This window comes from Streptomyces sp. NPDC087428 (assembly GCF_044744085.1).
Classification (GTDB): Bacteria; Actinomycetota; Actinomycetes; order Streptomycetales; family Streptomycetaceae; genus Streptomyces.
This window is the reverse complement of record NZ_JBIUXR010000002.1, coordinates 570,243-595,861: the sequence shown is the minus strand read 5'-3', so window position 1 is coordinate 595,861 and position 25,619 is coordinate 570,243. Positions and strand designations below refer to the sequence as shown.

Genomic DNA, 25,619 nt, shown 5'->3' with positions numbered 1-25,619 from the left:
GTGGTTACGCACGGCCGTGGAGCCGGAGAGGGAGCGCGCTGACTCCCCAGGTGAAGTTGGACGGTGTGAACGACGGCGTGCCGAGCAGTTCCACCCGCTCGACGCGCCCGGCCAGCCGGCCGAACAGGGCGGCGAGTTCGCTGCGCGCCATCCGCGCGCCCAGGCACAGGTGTCTGCCGTGGCCGAACGCCAGGTGGCGGTTGGGGCTCCGGTCGACGAGGAACCGGTCCGGCTCGTGGAAGACCTCCTCGTCCCGGTTGGCGGACGCGTTCCACAGCGTGACCCGTTCCCCGGGCCGCAGCCGCTGCCCGGCGACCTCCGTCGGGCTCAGGACGGTGCGCATCGCGTGCACCCCCGGTGAGGTCCAGCGCAGCGCCTCCTCGACGGCCGGGGCCACCCCCGCGGCGCCCAGGGCGCGCAGCCGGTCCCACTGCTCGGGGAACCGCGCGAAGGCGAGCAGCGCCCCGGCCGTGACGTAGCGGGTGGTCTCGTTGGCGCCGGAGAGCACCCCGTTGCAGTTGAAGATGATCTCCTCGTCGGTCAGCGGGCGGCCGCCGTCGGAGTCCACCCGGCCGTGGGCCGCGACCCAGCTGACGAAGTCGTCGCCCGGCCGCGCCCTGCGCGTCGCGAGGAGATCGGCGAAGTACAGGAAGATCTCACCGTTGGCGTGCCGGCCCGACGCGTCGTCGAACGCCTCTGTGGTGACCGAGCCGATCCAGTCCCAGTCCGCCCGGGGCAGATCCATCAGGGCGCACACCACGTGGTTCGGCAGCCGCTTGGCCACCTCGATGAAGTCCAGCGGCCGGTCGAGGATGTCGTCGGTCACCAGCTCGTCCACCACCTGCCGCACGAGCCTCTCGACCCGGGGCATCCGGGCGGGCCCGAACCACTCCATCAGCGTCCGCTTGACGGCGGTGTGCTGCGGCGGGTCGGAGACGATCAGCATCCGTTGGGCGACCGCCGCCACGGCGGCCACGTCGCTGCCGATGCGCATGCCGAAGCGGGAACCGAAATGGGTGGAGTCCGCGTACACGGCGGTGATGTCACGGTGTTTCGTGAGCACCCAGAACGGCGCCCCGTCGCCCTGGTGCCGGTACACCGGTGCGTGGGCGCGCAGCCAGGCCAGGGTGTCCCAGAAGTCGTCGCGTGCGAAGGGGCCCGGATCGAGCAGGTCGATCACCTGCGGTGCCTGCGAGGTCACGAGGGTTCCTCCTCGACGAGGTCGGACAGGAGGGCGGACAGCCGCCCGAGCAGCGCGAGCGGGTCGTCGCGGCTGACCCGGTGCCCGCCGGTGAAGTCGTGGCGGTGCAGCGGCCCGGTGGTGACCTCGCGCCAGTCGTCGAGCTGCGCGGGGGTGACCGTCCCGTCGGAGAGGGCGCCCCACGCGTACACGGGACAGCGCAGCGGCTCCGCGTCCGGCGGGGTCCGGAACGTCTTCGAGAGCTCCGCGTCACGCCGCAGCACCTCCGCGGCGATCTCCCGCAGTTCGGCGACGAGCTCCGAGGGCAGGGACGAGCCCTCGACACTCGCGGAGGCCAGCTCCTCGACCTCGTCCTCGCGCAGCCCGCCCTGCCGCGACCAGTGGACCGGCGCCCGGCAGACACAGACCACGAGCGCGGCCGGGCCGACCGCACGGGCCACCTCGTACGCGAGCAGTCCGCCGAAACTGTCCCCGAAGACGACCAGTTGCCCGCCGAGGAGCCCGGCGCCCGCCAGTTCCGCGACCACGGTGGCCACCACCTCGGCGATGTCGGACGGCGCCGGCTCGCCCCACCGGTCCTCCCGGCCGGGCAGTTGCACGGCGCACACCGTGGCGCGGGAGCCCAGCCGCTGCTGCCAGTTCTGGAACTGGAGGGCGCCGGCGCCGGCCTGCGGCAGGCAGAGCAGGACGGGCCGGGCCGCCGGCACGTCGTTCGTCCAGGTGCGCAGGTACGTCATGACACCGCCGTGGATTCGTCCAGCCTGGTACGGACGAGATCCGCGCAGCTCCGGATGGTGGGGTTGCCCAGCAGTTCGCGCATCGACAGGGACACCCCGGTCTCCCGGCGCAGCGCCGTGATCATTCCGGCGGCCAGCAGGGAGTGGCCGCCCGAGGCGAAGAAGTCGGCGTCGGCATCGGTCACCGGGTGTTCGAGGACCGAGTTCCAGACCTCCGTCACGGTGCTGAGCAGGGCGTCCGCGACCTGCGGCGCCTGCGGCCCGGCCCCGTCGGCCGCCGCGTGCGCCGAGGCGAGCGCGGCCCGGTCGGTCTTGCCGTTCGGGGTCAGCGGCAGCTTCTCCAGACACCGGATGCGGCTCGGCACCTGGTGCGCGGGGAGCACCGCGGCGAGCCGCTCGCGCAGTTCGCCGTCCCCCGGATATCCCTCGGCGGCCACCACGGAGAGGGCGATGGTCCGGCCGCCCGGAAGCAGGTAGGCAGCGGCCTGCGCCACCCCCGGGCCGACGGCCCGGCGCTCTATCTCGGTGAGCTCCACACGGAACCCGCGCACCTTGACCTGGGTGTCGTCCCGGCCGTGGAACTCCAGCCGGCCGTCGCTCCGGCGCCGGACCAGATCCCCGGTCCCGTAGAGGCGGCCGCGCTCGGGGTCGGTCACGAAGTGCCGTGCCGTCAGCTCGGGTTCGTTCCGGTAGCCGAGGGCGACCCCGGGGCCGCCGATGTACAGCTCGCCCTGCGCCCCGTCGGACACCGGCCGCCCCTCGGGGCCGAGGACATGGACGGTGTAACCGGGGATCGCGGTGCCGATCGTGGCCAGGTCGTCGCCCCGGGCGCTGTCCGCCCAGGTGGCGGCGATGGTGGCCTCGGTCGGACCGTAGACGTTGAGCATCCGGCGACCGGCCCCGTGCCGCTCCGTCAGGTCCGGCGGGCACGCCTCGCCGGCCACCACGATCGCCTCCGCACTGCCCACCCCCGCTCCGCAGACGGCCAGCAGGGACGGTGTCAGGCACACCACCCGGGGGGCGAGGGCCGCGATCGCGGCGGCGGGCCCGTCGGCCGCCGACCGCGCGAGGTCCACGATGCCGAGCGCGTTCCCGAACACCAGGTACAGCAGGGTGCACCAGAGCCAGCCGTCGAAAGCGGGCGACACCGCGTTGATGCCGTTGCCGCCACGCGGCATCCCGAGGGACTCGATCGCGTCGAGGAACGCCTCCAGGTTCGCGAACGAGACATCGACGCCCTTCGGCCGGCCGCTGCTGCCGGACGTGTGGATCACATAGGCGACATCGTCGGGGCGGACCGGCTCCGGCTCCGCCGCGACGCCGGTGGACGCGCCGGGCTCCTCGAACAGGTCCGAGGTCGTCAGCACGGGCACGCCGTTGCCGAGGACCTCGGGAGTCAGCTCGGCCGCGACGATCCACTCGGTGCCGGAGTTGAGGACGACGTCGCTGATGTGTGCCGCCGGATGCCGCTCGTCGATGAGCACCGCCGTCGCCCCGAGCGCCCAGACGGAGAGGAGAGCGGTGACCGCGTGCCGGTCCCGTCCGGTGGCGAGTGCCACCGCGGTGCCGCGCCCGACGCCGTGGGCGCGCAGCACCCGCGACGCCGTCCCGACGGACGCGGCCAGTTCGGTCCAGCTGAGGCCGCCGCCGGACGTGAGCACCGCGGGCTCGCCGGGACGTTCGGCGGTGTGCCGGGCCAGGTGGCCGAGCAGCCGGGAGACGACGGGCGGCGTCGTGGCCGAAGAGGTCGTGGTCACGCTCGGGCCCTTCCTTCCACCGGCCGCGCGCCGCGGGGCCCGGAGACGAACGACCGGCCGCGTCCGGTCAGGACCTGCTGGAGCGCCTGCCGGGTGTCGGCGGACGGTTCGACGCCTATGAGGCGCCGCAGCCGGCGCTCGCACAGCTGGTACCAGCGCAACGCCTGCTCCGGCTGGCCGAGCAGACCCGCGACCCGGATCAGGGCCTGGTAGGTGGGCTCGTGCAGGGCATCGATCTGCAACGTGCGCTGACCGAGGGCGACGACCGTGTCCGCGTCGCCGCGGTCCATCGCGCTCGTGCGCAGCACGTCGAGGGCGCCCAGCGCCAACGACCGGTAGTACTCCCGCGCCTCGGCGATCCAGTCCTCGTCCTGTCCGGCGAGGAAGTCACCGTGGTAAAGGGCGATCGCCCGTTCCAGGCTCTCCGCGGCCTGATCCGGGCGGCCGTGGGAACGGTGCTGCATTCCCTCGTGGACGCGGTCCCGGAACTCCTCGATGTCGCACCAGGCGTCATCGGCGTCGAGCAAGTAACCGCCGTCCCGGTGCAGCAGGCGGATGGGCGACCCGGCCCCCTCCGGCTGCTTGCCGGCACCGAGCGTGCTGCGCGCCCCGCAGCACGCGACCTTCAGCGAACTGGAGGAGGCGCGCCACTCGGCCTCCGGCCAGAGCGCGTCACGTAACTGATCACGGGTCATCACCCGCTTCCGGTGCAGCATCAGGTACTGGAACAGGCTGCGTGACTTTCCGGCCCTCCACCGCTCGACCGGGATCCCGCCCACCGAGGTGGCGAACCGCCCGAAGAAGCACACCGACAGGTATGCGGGCGGGGCGTCCGGCACGTTCGCAAGCATGGGCGTAAGACTCATCCCTCTCACTTCCTTTCGCGGGCGCCCGGCGGATCGCCATGGCCGTTTCCGACCTTACGAGCGGCTGCTGGTGGCGCGAGGGTCGTAGTGGCGGAGATACCACTCTTGCTGGCCGGGTGGTGCTCCCTGGTCGTAGCGAAGTCGAGCGTGAGGGGGGAGCGGTCCGGGCCGAGGGGGGCTTGCCGCGGTTCCCGGGGGTGCCGGAGCATTCGTCACCATGAACGGACTGTCCGCCTCCCCCCGCGTGGACTTCGCGAGCGACAACCACGCGGAGGCTCACCCCGCCGTGCTGGCCGCGATCGTGGCGGCCGCCCGCGGCCCGGCTCCCGCCTACGGCGGTGACCGCTGGACGGCGGCTGCCGAGGCGGGCCTCCGCGACCTGGCCGGACCGGGGTCGGTTCCGCTGCTGGTCTTCAACGGCACGGCCGCCAACGTGCTCGGCCTCTCGGTCCTGCTCGGACCGGGGGACGCGATCATCTGCGCCGAGCACTCCCACGTCGCCGCGGACGAGTGCGGTGCGGTCGAGGCGATGCTGGGCCGGAAGCTCCTGCCGGCCCCGGCACCGGACGGCAAACTCACCCCGGCGGCGATCGAGGCCGTACTGGACCGGTGCACGGACGTACGGACGCCGCGCCCCTCCGTGGTGGCGCTCACGCAGGCCACCGAGCTCGGAACCTGCTACAGCCTGCGGGAGTTGGCGGAGCTGCGGGAACTCTGCGACCGCAGGGGGCTGCGCATCTACCTGGACGGGGCACGGCTCGCCAACGCCGTGGCCCGGCTGGGCTGCGAGGTGGCCGACATCGCCCGCTTCGCCGACGCGTTGAGCCTCGGCTTCACCAAGAACGGGGCACTCGGCGTCGACGCGCTGCTCCTCATGGCCCCCGGCATCGCGGAGCGGGCTCCCTATCTACGCAGGCAGCAGGGGCAGTTGGCGTCCAAGATGCGGTTCCTCGCCGCCCAGGTCGGCGCGCTGCTGGACGGCGGGCTCTGGCTGGACAACGCGCGGCACGCGAACGCCATGTGCGACCACCTCGCGGCGGAGCTGGAGCCGCTGCCCGGACTGCGGCTGACCCAGCGGGTGCAGTCCAACGCGGTCTTCGTCGCGCTGCCACGCGCGGCGACGGACTACGTGCGCGCGCGCTGGGCCCTCGACCTCTTGCCGACCGGGGAGACCCGCCTCATGACGTCTCACGCCACTGCTCCGGCAGATGTGAACGACCTGGTCGAGGAAGTGAGGGCGAGCCTGAAATAGCCGACCGCTCACGGAGGCGGCGCCCCGGCAACAGGCCCGCCGCCTCCGCCCGCCGCGTCGCGTCGACCCGGGAGACCGCGCCGAGTTTGCGGTAGACGTTGGTGAGGTGGCGCTTGACCGTGCTGACGCTGATGAACAGCCGTTGGGCGAGTTCGGCGTTGCTCATGCCTTCGGCGAGGAGGGAGAGCACTTCCAGCTCGCGTTTGGAGATCAGACCGGCCGGCTTCTGCGCGACCCAGTCGTCAACGAAAAGGGACTTCTGCGGGAGATGGATGATGAGTTGATCGGAGTTCATCACCACGCAGTGGATCGCTGTCCTGAGCGCCGGGTAGTCGATCGACTTGTGCAGAAAGCCGGACGCTCCGAGGCCTATCAGCTCGCGGATCTGCGCGCCGTCGTCGTTCATGCTCAGGATGAGGACTTTGGTGTCCGGACTGTTCCTGAAGACGTCGGTCAGCACTTCGTGCGGATCGGGACCGGGCAGCTCGATGTCGAGTATCAAGATGTCCGGCCTCAGTAATCGGCACAGGGTGACCGCTTCGGCCCCCGTCGAGCCCTCGGCCTCGACCGCGAAGGACGGAACTGATGTGAGGAGTGATACGAGACCCGTGCGGAACAGGTGGTAACCGTCCACGACGACAATCCGGATCTGAGCCTGGAGTGTCAGGGCACGAATAGATTGAGTTGCCATGCAGCCTACCCCCCGGTGTCGGCAGCCGAACGGCAGCGTAGTCCCGCCTCCTCCAAGGCGCAACGTTTCTCCAGTTTCGCCCCGACTACCGCACGAACGTGGCCACTTGGTGCCGGAACGGCGAAGCCGCAAGCCGGCGCGGTGCGGCCGTTCAGGGTGGCGCTGCCCATGATCTTTGGCGGGATCCTCCCGTCCTGATGCCGAGCGGCGTCCCGGCCACCGCGGACTGCGGACCCGCTCTGGGGGAGCCCCGCGGTTCTCCGCCGTGGCGGGTGCCGCGGTGGCTGCCGCGCTTCGGTCCGCCCCTCCGTTCGAGCGACGGCACCTACCGGGTCACGCCCTGGGAGTGGCCCTCGGGACGCCCCCGCCTGGCCTTCGACAGCTTCACCACCGCCACGACGAACACTGACGGTGATGGCAGGCGGGCTCATGCGTACCCCCGGCATCGCCCAGTGGCAGAAAGGCCGGGTCGCCAAGACACTGTCCATGGAGCGGCCACCGGCCGTGACATTCGGCCGGCCACCATGAGATCCCGAAAGAACGCATCCGCCAGGGGGGCCTGGAGGTACGTATGCCGCGGCCCCTGTGGACCGGCGCGATCAGCTTCGGGCTGGTCACGATCCCGATCAAGGTCATCAGCGCGACCGAGGACCACGCGATCCACTTCCATCAGATGCACCTGTCGGACATGGGCCGGGTACGGACCCGGAAGGTCTGCGACCTCGACGGCAAGACGCTGTCGCAGGACGAGATCGGCAAGGGGTACGAAGTCGCGAAGGGCGAGACCGTCCCGATCACGGACGAGGAACTCGACCGGATGCCGCTGCCGACCGCCAAGGCGATCGAGATCGTCGCGTTCGTCGGCGCGGACACCATCGACCCGGTCCGGATCGCCGACTCGTACTACCTCGCGGGCGACGGCCAGGTCGCCGCGAAGCCGTACCTCCTGCTCCGCCGGGCCCTGGAGCGCTCCGACAGGGTGGCCGTCGCCAAATTCGCCTGGCACGGCCGCGAGCGCCTCGGCACGCTCCACGTGCGCGAAGAGGCGATCGTGCTGCACGTCATGCACTGGCCCGACGAGATCCGCAGCCCGGAGTCCCTCGCGCCGAAGGAGGTGGAGCTGGACGACAACGAGATCGAGCAGGCGGTCCAGCTCACCGAGACCATGGCCGCCGACGACATCTCCGGCTTCCGGGACCACTACCGCGAGGCCCTGGAGGAGCTCATCGAGGCGAAGTCCGAGGGCAAGGAGGCTCCCGGGCCGGCCGAGGGCGCGGAGCAGGAATCCGGAAAGGTCATGGACCTGATGGCGGCCCTGAACGCCTCCGTCGAGGCCGCGAAGGACAGCCGCGGCAAGGACGACGGCGACGCGACCGTGCACACGATGCGGTCGCGCAAGAAGACCCCGGCGAAGCGGGCCTCGGCGAAGCGAGCCACGGGGAAGCGAGCCACCGCCAAGAAGTCCACCGCCAAGAAGTCCACGGCCGAGGAGACGCGGGCGAAGGGGTCCGCGACGAAGAAGTCCCACGCGAAGAAGGCCGCGGCCGGGGAGACCGCCGCCGAGAAGCGCAGCGCGTCCTGACCGGACAAGGGCCCGGACGGGGGCCCGCCAGAGTCCCCTACGGGCCCGTACGGGCCCGTACAGGCCCGGACAAGGTCCTACGGGGACCCTTCGTCCGTCGCGAGCACGCTCCTGATGCCGTCCCGCACGAAAGCGCGTGCCCGTTCCCCCCGTCGGACGCGCTCCGCATCGCCGATCGGCACGGGAACCGCGTACCGGCGCTCGCGGATGTCGTGGACCAGGTCCTCGGGCGCGCCGAGGTCCAGCAGTTCCGTCAGGGCCTCGCCCTTCGTGATCATCCGCCCGTCGCGCAGCGTGACCGCGGAGCGGGCCAGGACCAGCGGGCCGAGGTCCACCCAGATGTCCTGGAGCCAGAGGTCAGGTCTGGCGGTGGCCGGGAGCCAGTACTCCCTCAGGTTGCGCCGGATGTAGTCCTCCAGCTGTCCCGGGAGGAGCGGCGGGAGCAGTTCTGCGGGCGGCGGGCCGTGCAGGACGAGTCCGCCGTCGAGCAGTTCCCGGCGGGTGACCGGTGTGACCGGGCGCTCCAGGATCGTGGCGTGTGCCCAGGTGGCATGGTCCGCCTCGGCCTCGGCGAGTGATTCCCCGGACATGTACGAGCAGTGCAGCCGGGCCGCGGCCGGCTCCTCGTCCAGCAGCCGCTGGTGAACCTCCGCCAGCCGCTCCCTCCTGGCCGCGTCCGGCGGGCTCTCGACCACGGCGATGAGGTCGAGATCGCTCCGCCCCTCCTGGAAGTCACCGAGCGCGAGTGAGCCGTGCGCCCAGACGGCCACCGTGGGCACGGAATGCCGCACCTCGGTGACGAACCGCTTCAGCACCTGATCCGTTTCGGTCGCTGTCATGGCCAGGATTTTCGCAGAGCGCCCCGCCGTACGCCGGGGAATTCCCGCGTGTTCACGACCCGCTGCCGGAGGGCCTCCGATGCATGAACCCGGCCTGGCACGGCTGGAGTTCGCGTCGTCGTCGAATCGCCGCCCGGGATCGCCATGCCCGGGGTTCATGCCGACGGGGTCAGTGACCGCTCGCGGCGTGGCTCAGGACATTGACGACGCGGCCGTTCGGGTCACGTACGAAGAAGCGGCGCACGCCCCATTCCTCGTCCTGCGGGCCGTACACGATCTCCGCGCCGGCGTGCACCAGCGCCGCGTGCACCGCGTCCACGTCCGTCACCTCCACGCTCATGTCCGGGGTGACCGGTGCCGTCCTGTCGGCGGTCATCACGCTGACCTGGGCGGTGGGTCGGGAGGGAGAGGCGAGGGTCATGATCCAGCCCTGGTTCATGACCTCCTCCAACCCCAGCAGCCCGTAGAACGCGGCATTCGCCCGCATGGCGCCGGCCTCGCCGTCGGGGCCCGAGTCCGCGCGGACGGGGATGTTCGGCACGACGCGGTGGACGGACATCGGCTGCTCCTGTCACGTAACTGACTTCGTGTCACCGACCATACGGGCCGCTCGGACAGCCGTGGATCCGGCCGCACCGGCAGGATCGTGCGGCCCATTCCCGACCATGCGGTCTGCTTTCGGCCGCCAAGCGACCGGTTCAGAAGGTCAGTTGGGGCTGCCGACCTGGCTGGGTACGGTTTCGAGGGAGCGGAGCAGACGCTCACCGCGATCTTCGGCCATATCCAGAGTGGCCAGAACGGCCGGCGTCGAGATGCTCGGCAGAACGTAGTGGAGCAGGACCGAGATGCGCCGGCCGAGGTCCTCGCGGTTGGAGAGGACCTGGGACATCACCTGGATCCCCGAGAAGGATCCGGCCAGCATCTCCGCGGTCTCGCCCGGGTCGACGTGCGGCAGCAGCTCACCCTGGCCCTTCGCGGCCCGCAGCAGGTGCTCCAGCCGGTCTATCCAGGCGCGGAACGGTGTGCCACGGTCGAGGCCCTCCACGGCCTGGTCCATGGCCAGGCCGACGCTGGCCCGTACCAGCGGCTCGTGGCGCAGGCGGTAGGAGAGAATCATCCCCTGGTCCACCAGTTCCTGGAGCTTGGTCAGCTGAGGAGGCAACGGGTCGCTGTGCAGCTGTATGTCCATCACCCCGAGCGCGAGATCCTCCTTCGAGGCGAAGTGGAAGTACAGCGCGCCCTTGGTCACCCCCGCCCGCGCCAGGATCTCGCTGATGGTGGCGCTGCTGTAGCCGCGCTCGTCGAACACCTCGGCGGCCGCCACCAGGATCGACCGGCGGGTCTGGATCGCGCGCGCCTGTTGTGCCATCAGCTTCTCTCTAGTGGTGGCGGGGTCGGTGCCACATGGGGTTGGCTGGAAAGTAAAACCGGGCTGTCAGTATCTTACTGCGGGGCGGCTCGGCTCTATGACTCGGATCCTCCTGGGGGAACTTCATGGTTCAGATCACCTCACGCAGCGCTTCGGTGTCGGTCGAGGATGTCGGAGCCGAGGGGAACACCGGACACGCCGAGACGTCCTGCGGAGCCCCCGGCTCCGCCACCGCCGCCGGAATGGAGCAACCGGTGCGAAGAGGGAGCTCGCCGGAGCACCTGAGACAGCTGGTCCACCGGCCCGACGCGCAGGACGTGTTCCCCACCGGACTGACCCGGCTGACCGACTCCCAGTTCTCGGTCTCGGCCCACTGGCCCCGGTCCCACCGCTTCTTCGCCCCGGTCGCGGGCCGCCACCAGGACCCCCTGCTGATCGCGGAGACCATGCGGCAGACCACCATGCTGATCGCACACGCCGAGTTCGGCGTACCCCTCGGAGACGCCTTCGTGATGTGGGAACTGCGGTACTTCTCCGAGGCCGAGCGCCTCGTTCTGGGCGAGGACCCCTGGGACATCACGGTGGACGTGTCCTGCTCCCGGATACAGCGCCGCGGCCGGAGCCTCGGCTCCATGCAGCTGGAACTCCTCCTGCACCGCCGCGGCACCGTGCTGGCCTCCGGCGGCGGGCGGATCAGCTGCACCTCGGCCAGGGCCTACCAGCGGGTACGCGGTCACCACAGCGCGACGCCCGACGCGCGCATACCCCTCCTGCCCGCCGTCGCACCGCGCACGGTGGGCAGGACCTCCGAGCAGGACGTCGTCCTCGCGCCCGCGGCGGCCCCCGGCACCTGGGAGCTGCGGCTCGACACCGGCCATCCGACCCTGTTCAGCCACGCCAACGACCACGTACCGGGCATTCTCCTGCTGGAGGCCGCCCGGCAGGCCGCTCAGGCGGCCTCTCCCGGCCGCACCTTCCTCCCGACATCGATACAGGCCGACTTCCTCCAGTACGTGGAACTCGACCGGCCCTGCTGGATCGAGGCCCTGCCCGTCCCCGCCGACGGCACCTTGCCGGCCGGGGTACGCATACGGGCCGTCCAGGACGACGAACCCGCCTTCACCTGCACTCTCCGCACGCCGGATCTCCGCCAGACCGGCCTCAGCGACGCCCGGAGCCGCCGCTCATGACCACGCGCATCCTCATCACCGGCGCGGCCGGATTCGTCGGCAGCCGGGTGGCCGCCGCCGCCCGCGCCACACCCGGTGTCAGCCTCCGGCTGATGACCCACCGCACCGAGCTCGACGCCTCGGCCGCGACCGCCGCCGGCGTCGAGACGGTGTACGGGGACCTCGCCGACCCCGGGACGCTGCGCGGCGTCTGCGAGGGCGTCGACGCCGTGATCCACTGCGCGTCGCACATCGGCTCAGGCGAACGGACCGCCCGGACCGTCAACGACCACGGCACCCGGGCCCTGGTCGACGAGGCCGTACGCGGCGACGTCGGCCGGATCGTCCAGCTGAGCACCGCGTCCGTCTACGGCCGGGGCCCCTTCACGGGGCTGCTCCCCGGTACGGCCGAACCGGCCCCCGCCTCGGCCACCAGCCTGACCCGGGCAGCCGCCGAACAGCACGTCCTCGAAGCCGGGGGAGCCGTCCTGCGCCCGCACATCGTCCACGGGGAAGGGGACCGGTGGGCGATCCCCGGACTGGTCGCCCTGCTGCGGTACCTGTCGGCCGGGCCGGCCGGCTGCGACGCCCGCCACTCGATGATCGACGTGGGGACGCTGGGCCGGGCGCTGCTCGGGGCGGCGCTCGCCCCGAAGCGCCCGGCCGGCGTCTACCACGTGAACCATCCGGAGCCGGTGACGTGTTCTGAGCTGCTGTCCGCGGTCCTCACCGAGCTGGAGCTGCCGTGGGCGGGGACGGAGATCGCACTGGACGAGGCCCGCGCCCGGCTGGTCGGTGTCCCGTACGCCAAGCACCATTTCGAGATGCTCACCGTGGACCACTGGTTCGCCGACGAGCGGGTCTGGGGGGACTTCGGCTGCGAACCGGGTCCGGACTTCCGTACGTCCTTCGCCGGGCACGCCCCCTGGTACCGGAAGTTCCTCAGCCGCTGATCCGGGTGCCCGTCCCGCTCACCCGTACCCGGGCGTCGCCCGCCCGCAGGGTGACGGTGAGCGTGCCGGGCCTGCCCATGTCCTCGCCCTGGTGCAGGGTCAGCCCGGCGGTGTCCGGGACCAGGGAGAGGGCGCGCAGGTACGCGCCGAAGGCGGCGGCCGCCGCGCCCGTCGCCGGGTCCTCGACCACACCGCCGACCGGGAACGGGTCGCGGACGTGGAAGACGGTGTCCGACGCGCGCCACACCAGTTGCAGCGTGGTCAGGTCCAGCCGGTGCATGAGTGCTTCCAGGCGCGCGAAGTCGTAGTCGAGCGCGGCCAGCCGCTCACGGGTCGCGGCGGCCAGCACCAGGTGCCGGGCACCGGCGTAGGCGATACGGGGCGGCAGGGCCGGGTCGAGATCGGTGGCCGGCCAGTCCAGGGCGGCCAGCGCCTCCGTCAGATCGTCCGGGGCGATGTCCGTGACGTGCGGTTCCACGCTGGTGAGGGTGGCCCGCAGCTCGGCGCCCGCGCGGACGACGGTGACCGGCACCGGTCCGGCGGCGGTGGTGAACTCCAGGTCGCCGGGGCCGTCTCGTTCGGCGAGGGCCAGGGCCGTCGCGACGGTGGCGTGCCCGCAGAAGGGGACCTCGGCCTTCGGGCTGAAGTAGCGGATCGCGTAGCCGCGTGCGCCCGGCGCCGCCGCCTCGGTCCGCCCGGTCAGGAAGGCCGACTCGCTGTACCCCAGCTCCGCCGCCACGGCGAGCATCGCGGTCGCGTCCAGACCGGAGGCGTCCAGTACGACACCGGCCGGATTACCGCCCTCCGGGTCGGCGGAGAAGGCGGTGTAGCGCAGGATCCCGGGCCGGGCGAACTCGTTCATGTGCCGCACAACCGTGCCGCGGTCCGGGACATTCCCGCAGGTCCCGGACCGCGACGGCCGGTCAGTGGCAGTTCTTGGTGCCCTTGCCCGACTTCGTCCAGGAGCAGGAGTCCAGCAGCTTGCCGTTCGGCTTGATCAGCCGCGCCTTGTCACCGGTGTTGTTCCAGACGTACGAACCGCGGTTCCAGTACACATGGCCGGAGCTGACCTTGCCCGTGCCGGTGTGGACCTTCACGGTCTTGCCCGCGCTGACGTTGTAGCTGCCGAAGGTGAAGGTGTAGCCGGTGTTGTCCTTGAGCTTGTAGCCCTTGAGCTGCACCTTCGCCTTGGTGTTGTTGTGGATCTCGACCCACTCGGCGTTGAGCGAGGCATTGGAGCGGGTGTCCTTGCCGGGGCTGTCGTACTGGATCTTGCCGAGGTGCACTCCGCCCTGGTGCGAGGCGGCCGAGGCCGGTGCCCCGACGAGCAGCGAACCGGCGAGGGCGGTGGTTGCGGCCAGGGCGAGAGGCACCGCCGTGCGTATGCGCATGCTGTGTTCCTTATATGGAGTTCCGGTGAAGAGCAGTGAGCATAAGGGCAGCACGCGCTTGCCGGACCGGCCGGGGTGCCCTTCCGGCAGACGTTGGCCGTTCCGATGTGATGTCTGATCAGTTCTGTCTGTCTACAGATCGATTCCGACCGGATTCCCGGCGCTTCTTGTCAGCCTCGGCCCACGTACGGCATGGCCGTCGCGAGCACCGTGGCGAACTGGACGTTCGCCTCCAGCGGCAGCTCCGCCATGTGGACCACGGTCCTCGCGACGTCCGCGGCCGCCATCACCGGCTCCACGGCCAGCTCGCCGTTGGCCTGGAGGATCCCGGTCCGCATCCGCTCCGTCATCTCGGTCGCCGCGTTGCCGATGTCGATCTGCCCGCAGGCGATCCGGTACGGGCGCCCGTCCAGCGACAGCGACTTCGTCAGGCCGGTCAGCGCGTGCTTGGTCGCGGTGTAGGCGACCGAGTGCGGGCGGGGCGCGTGCGCGGAGACCGAGCCGTTGTTGATGATCCGGCCGCCCTGCGGGTCCTGCTCCTTCATCCGGCGGAACGCCGCCTGCGCGCACAGGAACGCCCCCGTCAGGTTCACGTCGACCACCGTGCGCCAGTCGTCGTACGCGAGGTCCTCGACCGGCACGCCGCCCGGACCGAAGGTGCCCGCGTTGTTGAAGAGGAGGTCGAGGCGGCCGAAGGACTCGCGCACCGAGGAGAAGAGCGCGTCCACCTCCCCGGGGCGCGAGACGTCGGTGGGGACGGTGATCACCCGGGCGTGCTCCCCGGCCAGCGCGGCGGTTTCGGCGAGCGGTTCGGGGCGGCGGCCCGCCAGCGCCACCGACCAGCCGGCGCCGGTCAGGGCGAGAGCCACCGCACGGCCGATCCCGGAGCCCGCGCCCGTGACCACAGCCGTCTTCGTCGCGGAGTTCAACAGATTGTTGCTCATGGTGCGGCAGCGTACGCCCAGGGGTCCGGCGGGGCGAGGAGCGCCGGCCGTCCAACCCGCCGGCCCTCCCAAAAGGTGCCTCCGGGTGGCGGGTTCGCACTCCCGAGGGTGATTCCGGCACCGGGTTCCGGCGATTCCCGGGCCATCCGGCCCAGAGGTAATGATCATGGTCCTGGCCGCATATGCGGAGTTTGCCCCTGGGGACCCATTCCTGTCGTACTCCTCATCCCGGCGATGCCCGCGCGACGCGAGCACGACAACCGCCGGATGTGCTGGACCGGTGGACTTCCCCTCACCACACCAGTCAGGGGAGGGACAGATGACGCACTCATCGCACCAGCAGGAGCAGGAGCTGCGCGACGCCGCCCGGCACACGGGCCGCCGCCGCTTTCTCACCGTCACCGGTGCCGCCGCCGCGCTCGCCTTCTCGGTCGGCCTGCCGGCCGCGGGAGCAGCGGCCGCCGCCGAGCTGGACACCCGGCGGATCGGCGAGGACCCGTTCACCCTCGGCGTCGCCTCCGGCGACCCGCTGCCCGACTCCGTCCTGCTGTGGACGAGGCTCGCGCCCCGCCCGTACGAGCCCGACAGCGGACTGCCCCGTGCCCGCGTCGAGGTGCTCTGGGAGCTGGCCCGCGACGAGCGCTTCACCCGGGTCGTCCGGCGCGGCTCCGCCACCGCCCACCCGGAGTTCCACCACAGCGTCCACGTGGAGGTCAAGGGGCTGGACGCCGGCCGCGTCCTCTACTACCGCTTCCGCGCCGGCAAGTGGACCAGCCCCGTGGGCCGGACCCGTACCGCCCCCGCCAACGGGGCTCGCAACAGCCGACTGCGGCTGGCCGCCGTGTCCTGCCAGGCCTACCACGACGGCTACTTCACCGCCTACAAGCACCTCGCCCAGGAGGACGTCGACGTCGTCTTCCACCTCGGCGACTACCTCTACGAGTACGCCGTGAGCGCGACCGGCGGGTCCCGCAACTACACCGACCGCACCCTGCCCGCCCTCTTCAACCGGGAGACGGCCACGCTGGAGGACTACCGGCTGCGGTACGCCCTCTACAAGTCCGACCCCGACCTGCGCGCCGCCCACGCCGCGCACCCCTTCGTCGTCACCTGGGACGACCACGAGACCGAGAACAACTACGCGGGGGACACCCCCGAGAACGACGTGCCGCCGGAGGAGTTCCTGATCCGCCGGGCCGCCGCCTACCGCGCGTACTGGGAGAACCAGCCGCTGCGCGCCCCGCAGCGGCCGACCGGCCCGGACATGAGGCTCTACCGGCGCCTGCAGTTCGGCCGGCTCGCCCAGTTCGACATCCTCGACACCCGCCAGTACCGCAGCGACCAGGCGTACGGCGACGGCTGGCAGACTCCCGGACCCGAGTCCGAGGACCCCGCGCGCACCCTGACCGGCGCCGCCCAGGAGCGCTGGCTGATCGACGGCTGGCGCCACTCGCGGGCCACCTGGAACGTCGTGCCGCAGCAGGTCACCTTCGCCCAGCGCCGCGACGTACCGACCGACGCCTTCAAGCTCTCGATGGACTCCTGGGACGGCTACCCGGCGTCCCGCGACCGGATCCTGAAGGGTGCGGAGGCCGCCGGGGTGGCCAACCTGATGGTGCTGACCGGCGACGTCCACGTCGGCTACGCCTTCGACCTGAAGCGGGACTTCGACGACCCCTCGTCCCGCACCGTCGGCACCGAGATCGTCGCCACGTCCGTCACCAGCGGCAAGGACGGCTCGGAGAAGCCGGCCAACTGGAACAACCTGATGCGGGCCAACCCGCACCTGAAGTTCTACAACGGGCGCCGCGGGTACGCCGTCATCACCCTCCAGGAGCGGCAGGCGCGGGCCGACTACCGCACGGTGGCCGCCGTCACCACGCCCGGCTCCCCCGTCACGACGGCCGCCTCCCTCGTCACGGAGGTGGGCAACCAGGGCCTCACCCCGGCGTAGGGCCGGCAGCGCCCCGGGTCAGTACACCTGGAGCGCGTCCACCGGGTAGCGGACGCCGATGCGGTCACGTACCGCGTCGAGCGTCCGCATCACGGCGAGTGAGCCGTCCAGCGGTACCAGCGGGGACTCCGTCTCGCCCGCCCGGACCGCCCGCATCACCTCCGCCGCCTCGAACTGCATCCCCGACAGGCCCTGCGGACCCGGCCCGGAGGTGATCTCCTCGGGCTCGCCGCCCGCCCGGTGCAGCACGAAGCTCCGCGGATAGAAGAAGCTGTCCGGGAAGTCGATCCGCCCGGCCGTCCCGATGACCGTGGCGGCCGTCGGGTGGTGCCCGACGATCGAGCAGGCGAGCAGCGCGGTGGCGCCCGAGTCCCAGCCCAGCAGCATCCCGGTGTTCAGGTCGACGCCCTCCGGGGACAGCAGCGCGTCCGCCCGCACCCGGTCCGGCTCACCCAGCAGCAGATGCGCGAACGACACCGGGTAGACCCCGAGGTCAAGCAGCGCACCGCCGCCCAGCGCGGGATCGCGCAGCCGGTGCTCGGCGCCGAAGTCACCGGCGAAGCCGAAGTCGGCCTGCACGGTACGGATCTCGCCGATCGCCCCGTCCCGCACCAGCTCGGTCATCCGCCGGATGACCGGGTTGCAGTACGTCCACATCGCCTCCATCAGGAAGAGGCCGCGGTCCCGGGCGAGCTTCACCAGCTCCCGCGCCTCACGCTCGTTGAGCGTGAACGCCTTCTCGCACAGCACGTGCTTTCCGGCTTCCAGCGCGAGCGCGGCCGCCTCCCGGTGCGCCGAGTGCGGCGTGGCCACGTACACCACGTCGACCTCGTCGTCGGCCACGAGCTCGGCCCAGCTGCCGTACGCCCTCGGTATCCCGAACCGCTCGGCGAAGGCCTTGGCCGAGGCATCCGTACGGGAGGCGACGGCCACCACCTCCGCATCGGGCATCGCCAGCAGGTCAGCGGTGAAAGTCGCCGCGATGCCACCGGTCGCCAGCACGCCCCAACGGACAGTTTTGCTCATGCATGCTCCCAAAAAGGTATCGACCATTCCGGCTGAGCTGAGAGCATAGAGGCGGATTCAACAACAATGGAGATGAGAATGCCGGAGAGCGGCGTCAGCCGGGCCCAGCGAGCACACATAACCGACACCGGCGCCGGGACCGGAATTCCCGCCGGGCCCGTCACCTCTCCACCCCGGCCGGCCGCCACGGCGGCGGCCCGGCGCACCGGACTTCTCGTCACCCTGGTCCTCGGCGGCCTGACCGCGCTGCCGCCGCTGTCCATGGACATGTACCTCCCGGCGCTGCCCGCCGTCACCGACGCACTGCACGCCCCCGCGTCGACCGTCCAGCTCACCCTCACCGCCTGCCTCACCGGCATGGCGCTCGGCCAGGTCGTCGTCGGACCGATGAGCGACCGCTGGGGCAGGCGCCGTCCGCTGCTCCTCGGCATGGTCGTCTACGTCCTCGCCACCGCGATCTGCGTCTTCGCCCCGACCGTCGAACTCCTCATCGGCTTCCGGCTGCTCCAGGGCCTCGCGGGCGCGGCCGGCATCGTCATCGCCCGTGCGGTGGTGCGTGACATGTACGACGGCATGGAGATGGCGAGGTTCTTCTCCACCCTGATGCTGATCTCCGGCGTCGCACCGGTCATCGCCCCCGTCATCGGCGGACAGGTCCTGCGGATCACCGACTGGCGGGGCATCTTCGCCGTCCTCACCGTGGTCGGCATCCTGCTCACCCTGGTCGTCTGGAAGTGGCTCCAGGAGACCCTGCCGGCCGAGGAACGCCACACCGGCGGCATCGGCGACGCGCTGCGCACCATGCGCGGACTGCTCGCCGACCGCGTCTTCAGCGGCTACATGATCGCGGGCAGCCTCGCCTTCGCCGCGCTCTTCGCCTACGTGAGCGCCTCGCCGTTCGTCGTGCAGGAGATCTACGGCGCCTCGCCGCAGACCTTCAGCCTGCTCTTCGGCATCAACTCGGTCGGCCTGATCGCCGTGGGCCAGATCAACGGCAAGATCCTCGTCGGCCGGATCAGCCTCGACAAGGCACTCGGCTTCGGGCTCTCCGTCATCGTGCTGGCCGCGACGGCGCTGCTGCTGATGACGTCAGGTGTCTTCGGCGACGTCGGACTCGTACCGGTGGCGACCGGGCTCTTCGTCCTGATGTCCGCGATGGGACTCGCGATGCCGAACACCAACGCGCAGGCCCTGATGCGCACCAAGCACGCCGCCGGCTCCGCCTCCGCGCTGCTCGGCACCTCGTCGTTCCTGATCGGTGCCATCGCCTCGCCGCTCGTCGGGATCGCGGGGGAGGCGACGGCCATACCGATGGCCGTCGTGCAGCTCGTGTGCGCGGTGGGCGCGATGGCGTGCTTCCTGGGGCTGTGCCGGCCCTGGCAGCAGGTGGCCGCGAGGCCGTGACGGGGCAGCGGGCGGCCGGAGCGCGTGAGGCGCACGGCCGTCAGTCCTCCGGGACCGACTTCGTCCGCGGGTAGCCGATCAGGTGCAGCCGGTCCTTCTCGTCCGTCCAGCGGAACAGGCCGACCCCCTCCGTGCCCTCCGCGGAGGGCACCCGCACGTTCGAGGACAGCGGGTCCGTGGTGCCGGAGGTGACCTCGACCTTGACCGGGTATCCGCCGCCGGCCAGCACGTCCGCCGCGTTGCGCACGCTCGTCGCCCCGTACGCCGTGCCGTCGTCGGTCACCGACGCCAGCGTCAGCGCCTTCGCGCCCGCGCCGTCCTCGAAGCAGTAGCCCTTCCTGGCGCTCAGGTCGAACGCGAGGTTCCCGGCCACCAGATAGCCGCCCGAGGGCGCGACGACGGCCTGCGGGTACTGGCCCGGTTCTATCGCGGGTTTGTGGCACGCCACCGAGACCAGGGGCTTGCCCGACTCCGCGTCGTGCACCGTCCACAGATCATGGGTCGCGGCGTTCTTCGACTTCTTGTCGGGCTTCCACTTCGCGAGCACCATGCCGGGGGCCACGGACGTCGGGATGCCGCTCTGCCGGTCGGTGCCCTTGGGCGCGACGTTCCGGCTGAACCAGCCGCCCTGCACCCAGAACTCCCGCGCACCGCTCACCAGCAGGCCCTTCGAGGTCAGCCCGCGCACCTCGGTGAGCTGCTTGCAGGACGGGCAGTCCTTCGGGTACTTCAGTGACCCGGCGGGGACCTTGCTGATCCGGCCGGTCTTCGGGGACACCACCACGCTGTTGCTCCGGCCGTCGCTGATCACGATGCCGGGGCCGGTGGCGGTGACGGTCGGAACCGTGTTCCACGGCACCTCGACGCGCTGCCGGGAGCCGTCCTCCACGCTGTACACGTCGAGCGAGACGATCGTGGCGGGCGGGGTCAGCGCGTTCTCGCCGATCTTCCCGTACGACCAGGTCACGAAGTACTCGTGGTCGTCCGCGGTGACCGTGAGCAGCTTCGGGAAGTGGTTCGCGGCCGGCGGCCGCCACGCCTCACCGCTCCAGCCGGCCCGCCCGGTGTCCGAGTCGATGGTCCGCAGCCGGAACTGGTACCCGGCGGCCCGCACCAGGTACGCCAGCCGCCCCGTCGTCCGGGAGACCGCGTAGTCGGGCGAGGTGCCGACGAGCTCCCAGCCACGCTGTGTCGTGTACGCGGACGGGACGGGCAGCCGCGTCGCGGGACCGGTGCTCTTCCTCACCGGCTCCTTCGCCTTGCCGTCATCCTTGCCGCCACCGCAGGTGGCCAGCAGGAGCAGCAGAGCGAGCACCAGCACTCCGGCGACCAGCGTCAGGCGCACGATCTTCTGTCTCATGGTCCCCCCGATGCGCAATCCCCGACGTCGCGCCGGTCAGCGTAGCAACTGGCCGGTGACGGTCCGAAGTTCGGTTCCGCGGACGTTCCGTCCCCGTCCCGCACGGAGTGAGGGGCCGGTGGAGCCCGGCCCGGCTCCGCCTACACTTCGTCGGTGAACGTCACCCTCCCCACCGCGGACTCCCTGCGTGCGGCACTGGCCGGACTCCTCGACGGGCTGCCGCCCAAGCAGGCGGTCCAGGCCGTCGACCGGCTCATCGCCAGCTACCGGGGGACCACCCCCACCGACGCCCCGCTGCTCCGCGACCGCTCGGACGTCGCCGCGTACGCCGCGTACCGGATGCCCGCCACCTTCGAGGCGGCACGGTCCGCCCTCCACGCCCTGCGCGAGGCCGCCCCCGACTGGGTGCCCGCCACCCACACCGACGTCGGCGGCGGCACCGGATCGGCGAGCTGGGCGGTCGCCGGGGCCTGGGAAGGGCCCCGGACCACCGTCCTGGACTGGGCCGAACCCGCCCTCGCGCTCGGCCGCGAACTGGCCGCCGCCTCCGGCGTCCCCGCGCTGGACTCCGTCCAGTGGCAGCGGGCCCGCATCGGCGAGGACCTCGATCTCGCCGCCACGGACCTGGTGACCGTCTCCTACGTGCTCAACGAGCTGACGCCGCAGGCCCGCACCGCACTCGTCGACGCCGCGGGCCGGGCGGCACAGGCCGTGGTGATCGTCGAGCCCGGCACCCCCGACGGCTACGCCCGCGTCATCGAGGCCAGGGACCGGCTGATCACCGCCGGGTTCACCGTCGCCGCGCCCTGCCCGCACAGCGACGCCTGCCCCATCGAGCCGGGCACGGACTGGTGCCACTTCTCGGCCCGGGTGAGCCGCTCCTCGCTGCACCGCAAGGTGAAGGGCGGCTCACTGCCGTACGAGGACGAGAAGTTCAGCTACGTCGCGGCCACCCGCTTCACCCCGTCGCCCGTGGACGCCCGGGTCATCCGCAGACCGCAGATCCGCAAGGGCCAGGTGCTGCTGGAGCTGTGCACCCGCGACGAGGCCCTCCAGCGGGCCACGGTCACCAAGCGGCACGGCGGGCTGTACCGGGCCGCCCGGGACACCGACTGGGGCGACGCCTGGCCGCCCCCGGAGCAGGCCGGCTAGCCGCGGAGCTCCTGGGTGCAGCACTTCACGCTGCCGCCGCCCTTGAGCAGCTCGCTCAGGTCCATCGGCACCGGCTCGAGGCCGCGCGCCCGCAGCGGGTCGAACAGGCCCGTCGCCGCCTGCGGCAGCAGCACATGGCGCCCGTCACTCACCGCGTTCAGCCCGAGCGCGGCGGCGTCCGCCTCCTGAGCGATCAGCGCGTCGGGGAAGAGCCGGGCCAGTACCGCCCGGCTGCCCGGTGAGAAGGCGGCCGGGTAGTACATGATCTCGTCGGCCGCCTCGTCGAGCACGCTCAGTGCCGTGTCCAGGTGGTAGTAGCGCGGATCGACCAGGTCCAGGCCGATCACCGGCCGCCCGAAGAACTCCTGGGCCTCGTCGTGCGAGAGCGGACTCGACCGGAAGCCGCGCCCGGCCAGCAGATACGAGGAGGTCACCGCGAAGTCGCCCTCGCCCTCGTTGACATGGGCGGGCTCATGGATCTCGGTGAACCCGTTGTCGCGGAACCAGTCGCGGTGGGCGGCCGCCTCGGCGAACCGCTCCTGATACGCGAACCGGGCGCCCAGCACCCGGCCGTCGACCACGGTGGCCCCGTTGGCGGCGAAGACCATGTCGGGCAGCTCGGGGTGGGGGGTGAGCAGGTCGACGGTGTGGCCCAGCGCACGGTAGCGGTCGCGCAGGTCCTCCCACTGGGTCTGCGCCAGGGGGAGGTCCACGGGCTTGGTGGGGTCCATCCACGGATTGATGGAATACGTCACCCTGAAGTGGGCCGGGGCGCACATCAGGTAGCGGCGGGGTGTGGCTTCACGAGGCAACGAGGGCTCCTCACGAATCGTCGCGGCGGCATTGGTGGCCGCTGCGGCCGGTGCGTCGCACGGGTGTGTGCGTGAGCCCATGGTGCGCCGTCCGGGGCCCGTCGCGCAGTGAACCGATCGGGTGGTTCCCGCGGAGTACCGGGACGAAGGGCTCCCGCCGCCCACCCACGCGTCCACGGACGCCGTCGTCGGCCACGCCCCGCACCGCGCCCCGCCCTCAGCCCCGCACGGGCGCGCGACGCCCTGAATCACATCCGTCATTTCCCGACAAGGGATGTGATAGGGCTCACCTCGTGCCGCCGATCTCCGCACCCCGCTTCGGGACTCTGGCCACCCGAGGCGCAGGATGGTGGGACGATGGACAGGGGCAACGCTGAGGTAAGGGGATAGATGGGCGCCGATTTCGGCCGTAGTCGCGGCTCAGAGAGCAAGTTTTCCCACTGGCTGCGCCGACGACCCAAAGCGCAGCAGAGCGAGGTCGACGACACCGCACGGGAGGCACTGCTCCTGGCTGTCGCAGAGGCCGGAATGCCGATCGCACCCGCGGCCCATCCGGTGGGCTACCGATGTTCGTGCGAACGCATGGGCTGCCCCACCCCCGCCCGGCATCCGATCTCCTTCGCCTGGCAGACGCAGTCCACCACCGACCTCCCCCAGATCGAGCGCTGGGCCCGCAGCCAGCCGCAGGCCAACTTCATCACGGCCACCGGCATGATCCACGACGTCCTCGACGTCCCGCTGTCGGCGGGGGCGCAGGCGCTCGAACGGCTGCTCGCCGCCGGTATCGAGGTGGGCCCGGTGGCCACCTCCGGCGACGACCGGATGCTCTTCTTCACCGCGACGCGGGGTACGCCGGAGGACGAGGACGAGTGGTGGCCGTGCGAGCTGGACTGCCACCCCGAGACGATGGACGAGCACCCCGGTCTGCGGTGGCACTGCCGCGGCAGCTACGTCCTGCTGCCGCCCGCGCGGCTTCCGGGCGAGCTGGACGTGCGGTGGCTGCGGGGTCCGGAGAACCCGCTGCCGGATCCGCTGACGCTGCTGGAGACGCTGACGGACGCGTGTGCGCGGTTCGTGGGGTCCGCGGAGCAGAGTGATGTCGACCACGAGTCGGTGGCCTGGCCGCTGAGCCGGTAGGCGGTGGCCTGGGCGTGACCGGGTGACCGGGTGCCGCGTTCGTCCGACGGCCGGTTTCGTCCTCAAACGCCGGACGGGCTGAAAGATGCCCTCAATCGCCGGGCGGGCTTGGTTGTGCCGGGGGCGGATGAGAAATGGCCGGGCTCGGTTCTGGGTGGGGGTTACGAGCCCTTGGCCGAGGTCAGGCCCGGGAGGCGGTTCAGCAGGGTGACCTTGCCCGTGCCGGCGCCCTTCTTCGGGACGTACACCAGCTGGCTGGAGATTCGCTCCTTCGTGAGGGTGCTCCTCACCTCGCCGGAGAGCAGCGCGCGCACGTCCGGGGTGACCGCCGGACGCAGCCCCTTCGCCGCGGTCTGGCGCTCGAAGTGCTTGCTGCTGAAGAAGACCAGCGCCCCGCCGTCCGCCGTCTCCAGGCCGAGCGGGCCGAACGCGCCGCTGTCCAGCGGCTGGTCGATGTACTGGTACGAGAACCCCGCCCGCCGGGTGTTCTGGCGGGCGGTGCGCCACACCGAGGTGGACGGCCCGGGGGTGAACACGTCAGGCGTCCCCTTCTGGAGGTAGCCCGTGTACTGCTCGCTCAACTCCTCCGGGGACACCACAAGGCCGGTGCTGTCCGCCGGTACCGGCCTGGCCCGGCCGTCGCCGTCCTTCGCGAAGCGCGGCAGCCGCGACGGGGCGACGACCGACAGGTAGACGGCCTTCCACCCGGCTCCGGGACCGGACTTGACGAAGACGAGCAGCCAGCGGGTGTCCTGCTTGCCGCTGTCCTGATCCCGGTTGGAGTCGGTGTCCGCGAGGAACCACCGAGGCCAGCCGGCCTTCTTGGGGATGACGTAGGTCGCGTCGGTCAGCTCCAGCGACCGGTGGTTCGCGTTGCCGTTCGGGCTGTTCTTCCGCCGGGCCGTCAGACCTGCCTGGTTGATCGCCCCGAGCGAGCCGCCGACTTGGTCCTCGTCCAGCGCCGGATCGTAGGCCTTGTCCGCCGCGTTGTACGCGGTGGTGAAGTCCTTCAGCGCCTGCGCGGCCTCAGCTCTCGTCGCCGCCGGCACGACTTCCAGCTCGCCGTGCACCGTCACGCACCCGCTCGCCGTCATGCTCAGCGCCGTCGCCACCACGAGCCCCGTCGCCGCCCGAACCGGCCTCAGACTTCTCATCCGTTGCTTTCTGCGCCTTCTGATCCGTCGCCCCCACTGACCGTGCGAACCCTACCGGGGCGAGGAACAGTGCGAGCGTGGGGATCAGATACAGCGCCCACACCGTGATCTGAAGGACCGTCGGATCGGGCTGGAAGTTGAAGGTGCCCTTCAGCAGCGTGCCGTACCAGCTGTCCGGCGGAATCGCGGAGCTGATGTCGAACGCCCGATTCTGGAGACCGCCGAGGAACTCGGCCTCCTGGAGGTCGTGCACACCGTAGGCGAGCACACCCGCCGCGACGACCACCAGCATCCCGCCGGTCCAGGTGAAGAACTTCGCCAGGTTGATCTTCAGCGCACCGCGGTAGAACAGCCAGCCCAGCACCACCGCGGCGGCGATGCCCAGCACCGCGCCGATCATCGGATGCCAGCCGTCGTCCGCCGCGTGCACCGCACGCCACACGAACAGCGAGGTCTCCAGGCCCTCCCGGCCCACCGCGAGGAGCGCCGTGGCGACGAGTGCGCCGGTACCCATCGCGAGCGCCGCGTCGAGCTTGCCGTGCAGCTCCGCCTTCAGGTGCCGGGCGGTGCGCCGCATCCAGAAGACCATCCAGGTGACCAGGCCGACCGAGAGGATCGACAGCGAACCGCCCAGCGCCTCCTGCGCCTTGAACGTCATCTCCTGGGAGCCGAACTCGAGCCCCGCGCCGAACGCCAGGCTGACGACGATCGCGATGCCGACACCGATCCAGATCGGCAGCAGCTTGTTCCGGTTGCCCGTCTTGACCAGATAGGCGATGAGGATGCAGACGACCAGGCTGGCCTCAAGGCCCTCGCGCAGGCCGATCAGGAAGTTGCTGAACACGATTCGGGTCCCTTTCCGCTTCGGG

At 71.4% G+C, this 25,619-nt stretch carries 24 protein-coding genes; 8 read left to right on the top strand and 16 right to left on the bottom strand.

Going from position 1 to position 25,619, the window contains the following annotated elements; genetic code table 11:
- Positions 1-4 precede the first annotated feature (4 nt).
- The 4 genes from ACIO3R_RS06405 to ACIO3R_RS06390 are packed head-to-tail and all read right to left on the bottom strand — an operon-like array spanning position 5 to position 4,546.
- Positions 5-1,201, bottom strand: a complete 1,197-nt coding sequence (locus ACIO3R_RS06405) for a cytochrome P450 (protein WP_385025499.1) — start codon at positions 1,199-1,201, stop codon at positions 5-7.
- A complete protein-coding gene (locus ACIO3R_RS06400) occupies positions 1,198-1,938 on the bottom strand; it encodes a thioesterase II family protein (protein ID WP_402103839.1) in 741 nt (246 codons plus the stop codon). The genes ACIO3R_RS06405 and ACIO3R_RS06400 overlap by 4 nt, the downstream gene beginning before the upstream one ends.
- Positions 1,935-3,695 carry an AMP-binding protein gene (locus tag ACIO3R_RS06395; protein WP_402103837.1) on the bottom strand — a complete coding sequence of 587 codons (1,761 nt, stop codon included), beginning with the start codon at positions 3,693-3,695 and terminating at the stop codon, positions 1,935-1,937. The genes ACIO3R_RS06400 and ACIO3R_RS06395 overlap by 4 nt, the downstream gene beginning before the upstream one ends.
- Entirely contained in the window at positions 3,692-4,546 is an 855-nt protein-coding gene (locus ACIO3R_RS06390) for a BTAD domain-containing putative transcriptional regulator (RefSeq protein ID WP_402103834.1), read from the bottom strand. The genes ACIO3R_RS06395 and ACIO3R_RS06390 overlap by 4 nt, the downstream gene beginning before the upstream one ends.
- 232 nt (positions 4,547-4,778) lie before the next feature.
- On the opposite strand from ACIO3R_RS06390, the gene ACIO3R_RS06385 reads away from it, so the two are divergent.
- Positions 4,779-5,813 carry a threonine aldolase family protein gene (locus tag ACIO3R_RS06385; RefSeq protein WP_402103830.1) on the top strand — a complete coding sequence of 345 codons (1,035 nt, stop codon included), beginning with the start codon at positions 4,779-4,781 and terminating at the stop codon, positions 5,811-5,813.
- Here ACIO3R_RS06385 and ACIO3R_RS06380 read toward each other — a convergent pair.
- Entirely contained in the window at positions 5,740-6,504 is a 765-nt protein-coding gene (locus tag ACIO3R_RS06380; protein ID WP_402103827.1) for a LuxR C-terminal-related transcriptional regulator, read from the bottom strand. The genes ACIO3R_RS06385 and ACIO3R_RS06380 overlap by 74 nt on opposite strands.
- Positions 6,505-7,075: 571 nt before the next feature.
- Between ACIO3R_RS06380 and ACIO3R_RS06375 the strand changes: the two genes are divergently transcribed.
- Positions 7,076-8,086, top strand: a complete 1,011-nt coding sequence (locus ACIO3R_RS06375; RefSeq protein WP_385025477.1) for a Ku protein — start codon at positions 7,076-7,078, stop codon at positions 8,084-8,086.
- Between the two features lie 77 nt (positions 8,087-8,163).
- Here ACIO3R_RS06375 and ACIO3R_RS06370 read toward each other — a convergent pair whose 3' ends face one another.
- From ACIO3R_RS06370 to ACIO3R_RS06360, 3 genes are all read right to left on the bottom strand, one after another.
- The gene (locus ACIO3R_RS06370; protein ID WP_385025474.1) at positions 8,164-8,925 is read right to left on the bottom strand and encodes a nucleotidyltransferase domain-containing protein; all 762 of its coding nucleotides are present in this window, start codon (positions 8,923-8,925) and stop codon (positions 8,164-8,166) included.
- 169 nt (positions 8,926-9,094) lie between these two features.
- A complete protein-coding gene (locus tag ACIO3R_RS06365; RefSeq protein ID WP_385025470.1) occupies positions 9,095-9,484 on the bottom strand; it encodes a VOC family protein in 390 nt (129 codons plus the stop codon).
- Positions 9,485-9,631: 147 nt separating this feature from the next.
- Positions 9,632-10,294 carry a ScbR family autoregulator-binding transcription factor gene (locus ACIO3R_RS06360; protein ID WP_363029180.1) on the bottom strand — a complete coding sequence of 221 codons (663 nt, stop codon included), beginning with the start codon at positions 10,292-10,294 and terminating at the stop codon, positions 9,632-9,634.
- Between the two features lie 125 nt (positions 10,295-10,419).
- On the opposite strand from ACIO3R_RS06360, the gene ACIO3R_RS06355 reads away from it, so the two are divergent.
- Together ACIO3R_RS06355 and ACIO3R_RS06350 are read left to right on the top strand one after the other, a co-directional pair.
- Complete coding sequence (locus ACIO3R_RS06355) at positions 10,420-11,484, top strand: ScbA/BarX family gamma-butyrolactone biosynthesis protein (RefSeq protein WP_385025466.1); 1,065 nt, start codon at positions 10,420-10,422, stop codon at positions 11,482-11,484.
- Positions 11,481-12,416 carry an NAD-dependent epimerase/dehydratase family protein gene (locus ACIO3R_RS06350; protein WP_385025463.1) on the top strand — a complete coding sequence of 312 codons (936 nt, stop codon included), beginning with the start codon at positions 11,481-11,483 and terminating at the stop codon, positions 12,414-12,416. The genes ACIO3R_RS06355 and ACIO3R_RS06350 overlap by 4 nt, the downstream gene beginning before the upstream one ends.
- Here ACIO3R_RS06350 and ACIO3R_RS06345 read toward each other — a convergent pair.
- The 3 genes from ACIO3R_RS06345 to ACIO3R_RS06335 all read right to left on the bottom strand — a co-directional run bounded on the left by ACIO3R_RS06345 (position 12,406) and on the right by ACIO3R_RS06335 (position 14,751).
- Entirely contained in the window at positions 12,406-13,278 is an 873-nt protein-coding gene (locus ACIO3R_RS06345) for a PhzF family phenazine biosynthesis protein (protein WP_385025460.1), read from the bottom strand. The two genes, ACIO3R_RS06350 and ACIO3R_RS06345, sit on opposite strands and share 11 nt — an antisense overlap.
- Before the next feature lie 61 nt (positions 13,279-13,339).
- A complete protein-coding gene (locus tag ACIO3R_RS06340; protein ID WP_402103820.1) occupies positions 13,340-13,807 on the bottom strand; it encodes a lamin tail domain-containing protein in 468 nt (155 codons plus the stop codon).
- Positions 13,808-13,977: 170 nt separating this feature from the next.
- On the bottom strand, positions 13,978-14,751 hold the full coding sequence (locus ACIO3R_RS06335; RefSeq protein ID WP_402103817.1) for an SDR family oxidoreductase: 774 nt from the start codon (positions 14,749-14,751) through the stop codon (positions 13,978-13,980).
- Between the two features lie 319 nt (positions 14,752-15,070).
- Here ACIO3R_RS06335 and ACIO3R_RS06330 point away from each other — a divergent pair, with 319 nt between their 5' ends.
- A complete protein-coding gene (locus tag ACIO3R_RS06330) occupies positions 15,071-16,705 on the top strand; it encodes an alkaline phosphatase D family protein (protein ID WP_402103815.1) in 1,635 nt (544 codons plus the stop codon).
- An 18-nt stretch (positions 16,706-16,723) separates the two neighbouring features.
- On the opposite strand, the gene ACIO3R_RS06325 is transcribed toward ACIO3R_RS06330, so the two are convergent.
- Positions 16,724-17,731: a Gfo/Idh/MocA family protein gene (locus ACIO3R_RS06325; RefSeq protein WP_402103813.1), complete on the bottom strand. Its 1,008-nt coding sequence runs from the start codon at positions 17,729-17,731 to the stop codon at positions 16,724-16,726.
- A gap of 78 nt (positions 17,732-17,809) precedes the next feature.
- Here ACIO3R_RS06325 and ACIO3R_RS06320 point away from each other — a divergent pair, with 78 nt between their 5' ends.
- Positions 17,810-19,135, top strand: a complete 1,326-nt coding sequence (locus ACIO3R_RS06320) for a multidrug effflux MFS transporter (RefSeq protein ID WP_402103807.1) — start codon at positions 17,810-17,812, stop codon at positions 19,133-19,135.
- 40 nt (positions 19,136-19,175) lie between these two features.
- Here the strand turns inward: ACIO3R_RS06320 and ACIO3R_RS06315 are convergent, their stop codons facing one another.
- Positions 19,176-20,495, bottom strand: a complete 1,320-nt coding sequence (locus ACIO3R_RS06315) for a hypothetical protein (protein ID WP_402103805.1) — start codon at positions 20,493-20,495, stop codon at positions 19,176-19,178.
- 153 nt (positions 20,496-20,648) lie between these two features.
- Here ACIO3R_RS06315 and ACIO3R_RS06310 point away from each other — a divergent pair, with 153 nt between their 5' ends.
- Positions 20,649-21,647, top strand: coding sequence for a small ribosomal subunit Rsm22 family protein (locus tag ACIO3R_RS06310; RefSeq protein ID WP_385025439.1), 999 nt, complete (start codon positions 20,649-20,651; stop codon positions 21,645-21,647).
- Here the strand turns inward: ACIO3R_RS06310 and ddaH are convergent.
- Positions 21,644-22,540 carry a dimethylargininase gene (gene ddaH / locus ACIO3R_RS06305; protein ID WP_402103802.1) on the bottom strand — a complete coding sequence of 299 codons (897 nt, stop codon included), beginning with the start codon at positions 22,538-22,540 and terminating at the stop codon, positions 21,644-21,646. The genes ACIO3R_RS06310 and ddaH overlap by 4 nt on opposite strands.
- A gap of 309 nt (positions 22,541-22,849) precedes the next feature.
- On the opposite strand from ddaH, the gene ACIO3R_RS06300 reads away from it, so the two are divergent.
- On the top strand, positions 22,850-23,596 hold the full coding sequence (locus tag ACIO3R_RS06300; RefSeq protein WP_385025433.1) for a bifunctional DNA primase/polymerase: 747 nt from the start codon (positions 22,850-22,852) through the stop codon (positions 23,594-23,596).
- Positions 23,597-23,757: 161 nt separating this feature from the next.
- On the opposite strand, the gene ACIO3R_RS06295 is transcribed toward ACIO3R_RS06300, so the two are convergent.
- Together ACIO3R_RS06295 and efeU are read right to left on the bottom strand one after the other, a co-directional pair.
- Positions 23,758-24,690 carry a hypothetical protein gene (locus tag ACIO3R_RS06295; RefSeq protein WP_402104231.1) on the bottom strand — a complete coding sequence of 311 codons (933 nt, stop codon included), beginning with the start codon at positions 24,688-24,690 and terminating at the stop codon, positions 23,758-23,760.
- Entirely contained in the window at positions 24,623-25,594 is a 972-nt protein-coding gene (gene efeU / locus ACIO3R_RS06290; RefSeq protein WP_385346550.1) for an iron uptake transporter permease EfeU, read from the bottom strand. Before efeU ends, ACIO3R_RS06295 begins: the two co-directional genes overlap by 68 nt.
- Positions 25,595-25,619: the final 25 nt, after the last annotated feature.

Coding starts and splice junctions, on each gene's coding strand:
- ACIO3R_RS06400 (WP_402103839.1), bottom strand. CDS start 1,938: ATGACGTACCTGCGCACCTGGACGAACGACGTGCCGGCGGCCCGGCCC.
- ACIO3R_RS06390 (WP_402103834.1), bottom strand. CDS start 4,546: ATGCTTGCGAACGTGCCGGACGCCCCGCCCGCATACCTGTCGGTGTGC.
- ACIO3R_RS06385 (WP_402103830.1), top strand. CDS start 4,779: ATGAACGGACTGTCCGCCTCCCCCCGCGTGGACTTCGCGAGCGACAAC.
- ACIO3R_RS06380 (WP_402103827.1), bottom strand. CDS start 6,504: ATGGCAACTCAATCTATTCGTGCCCTGACACTCCAGGCTCAGATCCGG.
- ACIO3R_RS06375 (WP_385025477.1), top strand. CDS start 7,076: ATGCCGCGGCCCCTGTGGACCGGCGCGATCAGCTTCGGGCTGGTCACG.
- ACIO3R_RS06370 (WP_385025474.1), bottom strand. CDS start 8,925: ATGACAGCGACCGAAACGGATCAGGTGCTGAAGCGGTTCGTCACCGAG.
- ACIO3R_RS06365 (WP_385025470.1), bottom strand. CDS start 9,484: ATGTCCGTCCACCGCGTCGTGCCGAACATCCCCGTCCGCGCGGACTCG.
- ACIO3R_RS06360 (WP_363029180.1), bottom strand. CDS start 10,294: ATGGCACAACAGGCGCGCGCGATCCAGACCCGCCGGTCGATCCTGGTG.
- ACIO3R_RS06355 (WP_385025466.1), top strand. CDS start 10,420: ATGGTTCAGATCACCTCACGCAGCGCTTCGGTGTCGGTCGAGGATGTC.
- ACIO3R_RS06350 (WP_385025463.1), top strand. CDS start 11,481: ATGACCACGCGCATCCTCATCACCGGCGCGGCCGGATTCGTCGGCAGC.
- ACIO3R_RS06345 (WP_385025460.1), bottom strand. CDS start 13,278: ATGAACGAGTTCGCCCGGCCCGGGATCCTGCGCTACACCGCCTTCTCC.
- ACIO3R_RS06340 (WP_402103820.1), bottom strand. CDS start 13,807: ATGCGCATACGCACGGCGGTGCCTCTCGCCCTGGCCGCAACCACCGCC.
- ACIO3R_RS06335 (WP_402103817.1), bottom strand. CDS start 14,751: ATGAGCAACAATCTGTTGAACTCCGCGACGAAGACGGCTGTGGTCACG.
- ACIO3R_RS06330 (WP_402103815.1), top strand. CDS start 15,071: ATGACGCACTCATCGCACCAGCAGGAGCAGGAGCTGCGCGACGCCGCC.
- ACIO3R_RS06325 (WP_402103813.1), bottom strand. CDS start 17,731: ATGAGCAAAACTGTCCGTTGGGGCGTGCTGGCGACCGGTGGCATCGCG.
- ACIO3R_RS06320 (WP_402103807.1), top strand. CDS start 17,810: ATGCCGGAGAGCGGCGTCAGCCGGGCCCAGCGAGCACACATAACCGAC.
- ACIO3R_RS06315 (WP_402103805.1), bottom strand. CDS start 20,495: ATGAGACAGAAGATCGTGCGCCTGACGCTGGTCGCCGGAGTGCTGGTG.
- ddaH (WP_402103802.1), bottom strand. CDS start 22,540: ATGGGCTCACGCACACACCCGTGCGACGCACCGGCCGCAGCGGCCACC.
- ACIO3R_RS06300 (WP_385025433.1), top strand. CDS start 22,850: ATGGGCGCCGATTTCGGCCGTAGTCGCGGCTCAGAGAGCAAGTTTTCC.
- ACIO3R_RS06295 (WP_402104231.1), bottom strand. CDS start 24,690: ATGACGGCGAGCGGGTGCGTGACGGTGCACGGCGAGCTGGAAGTCGTG.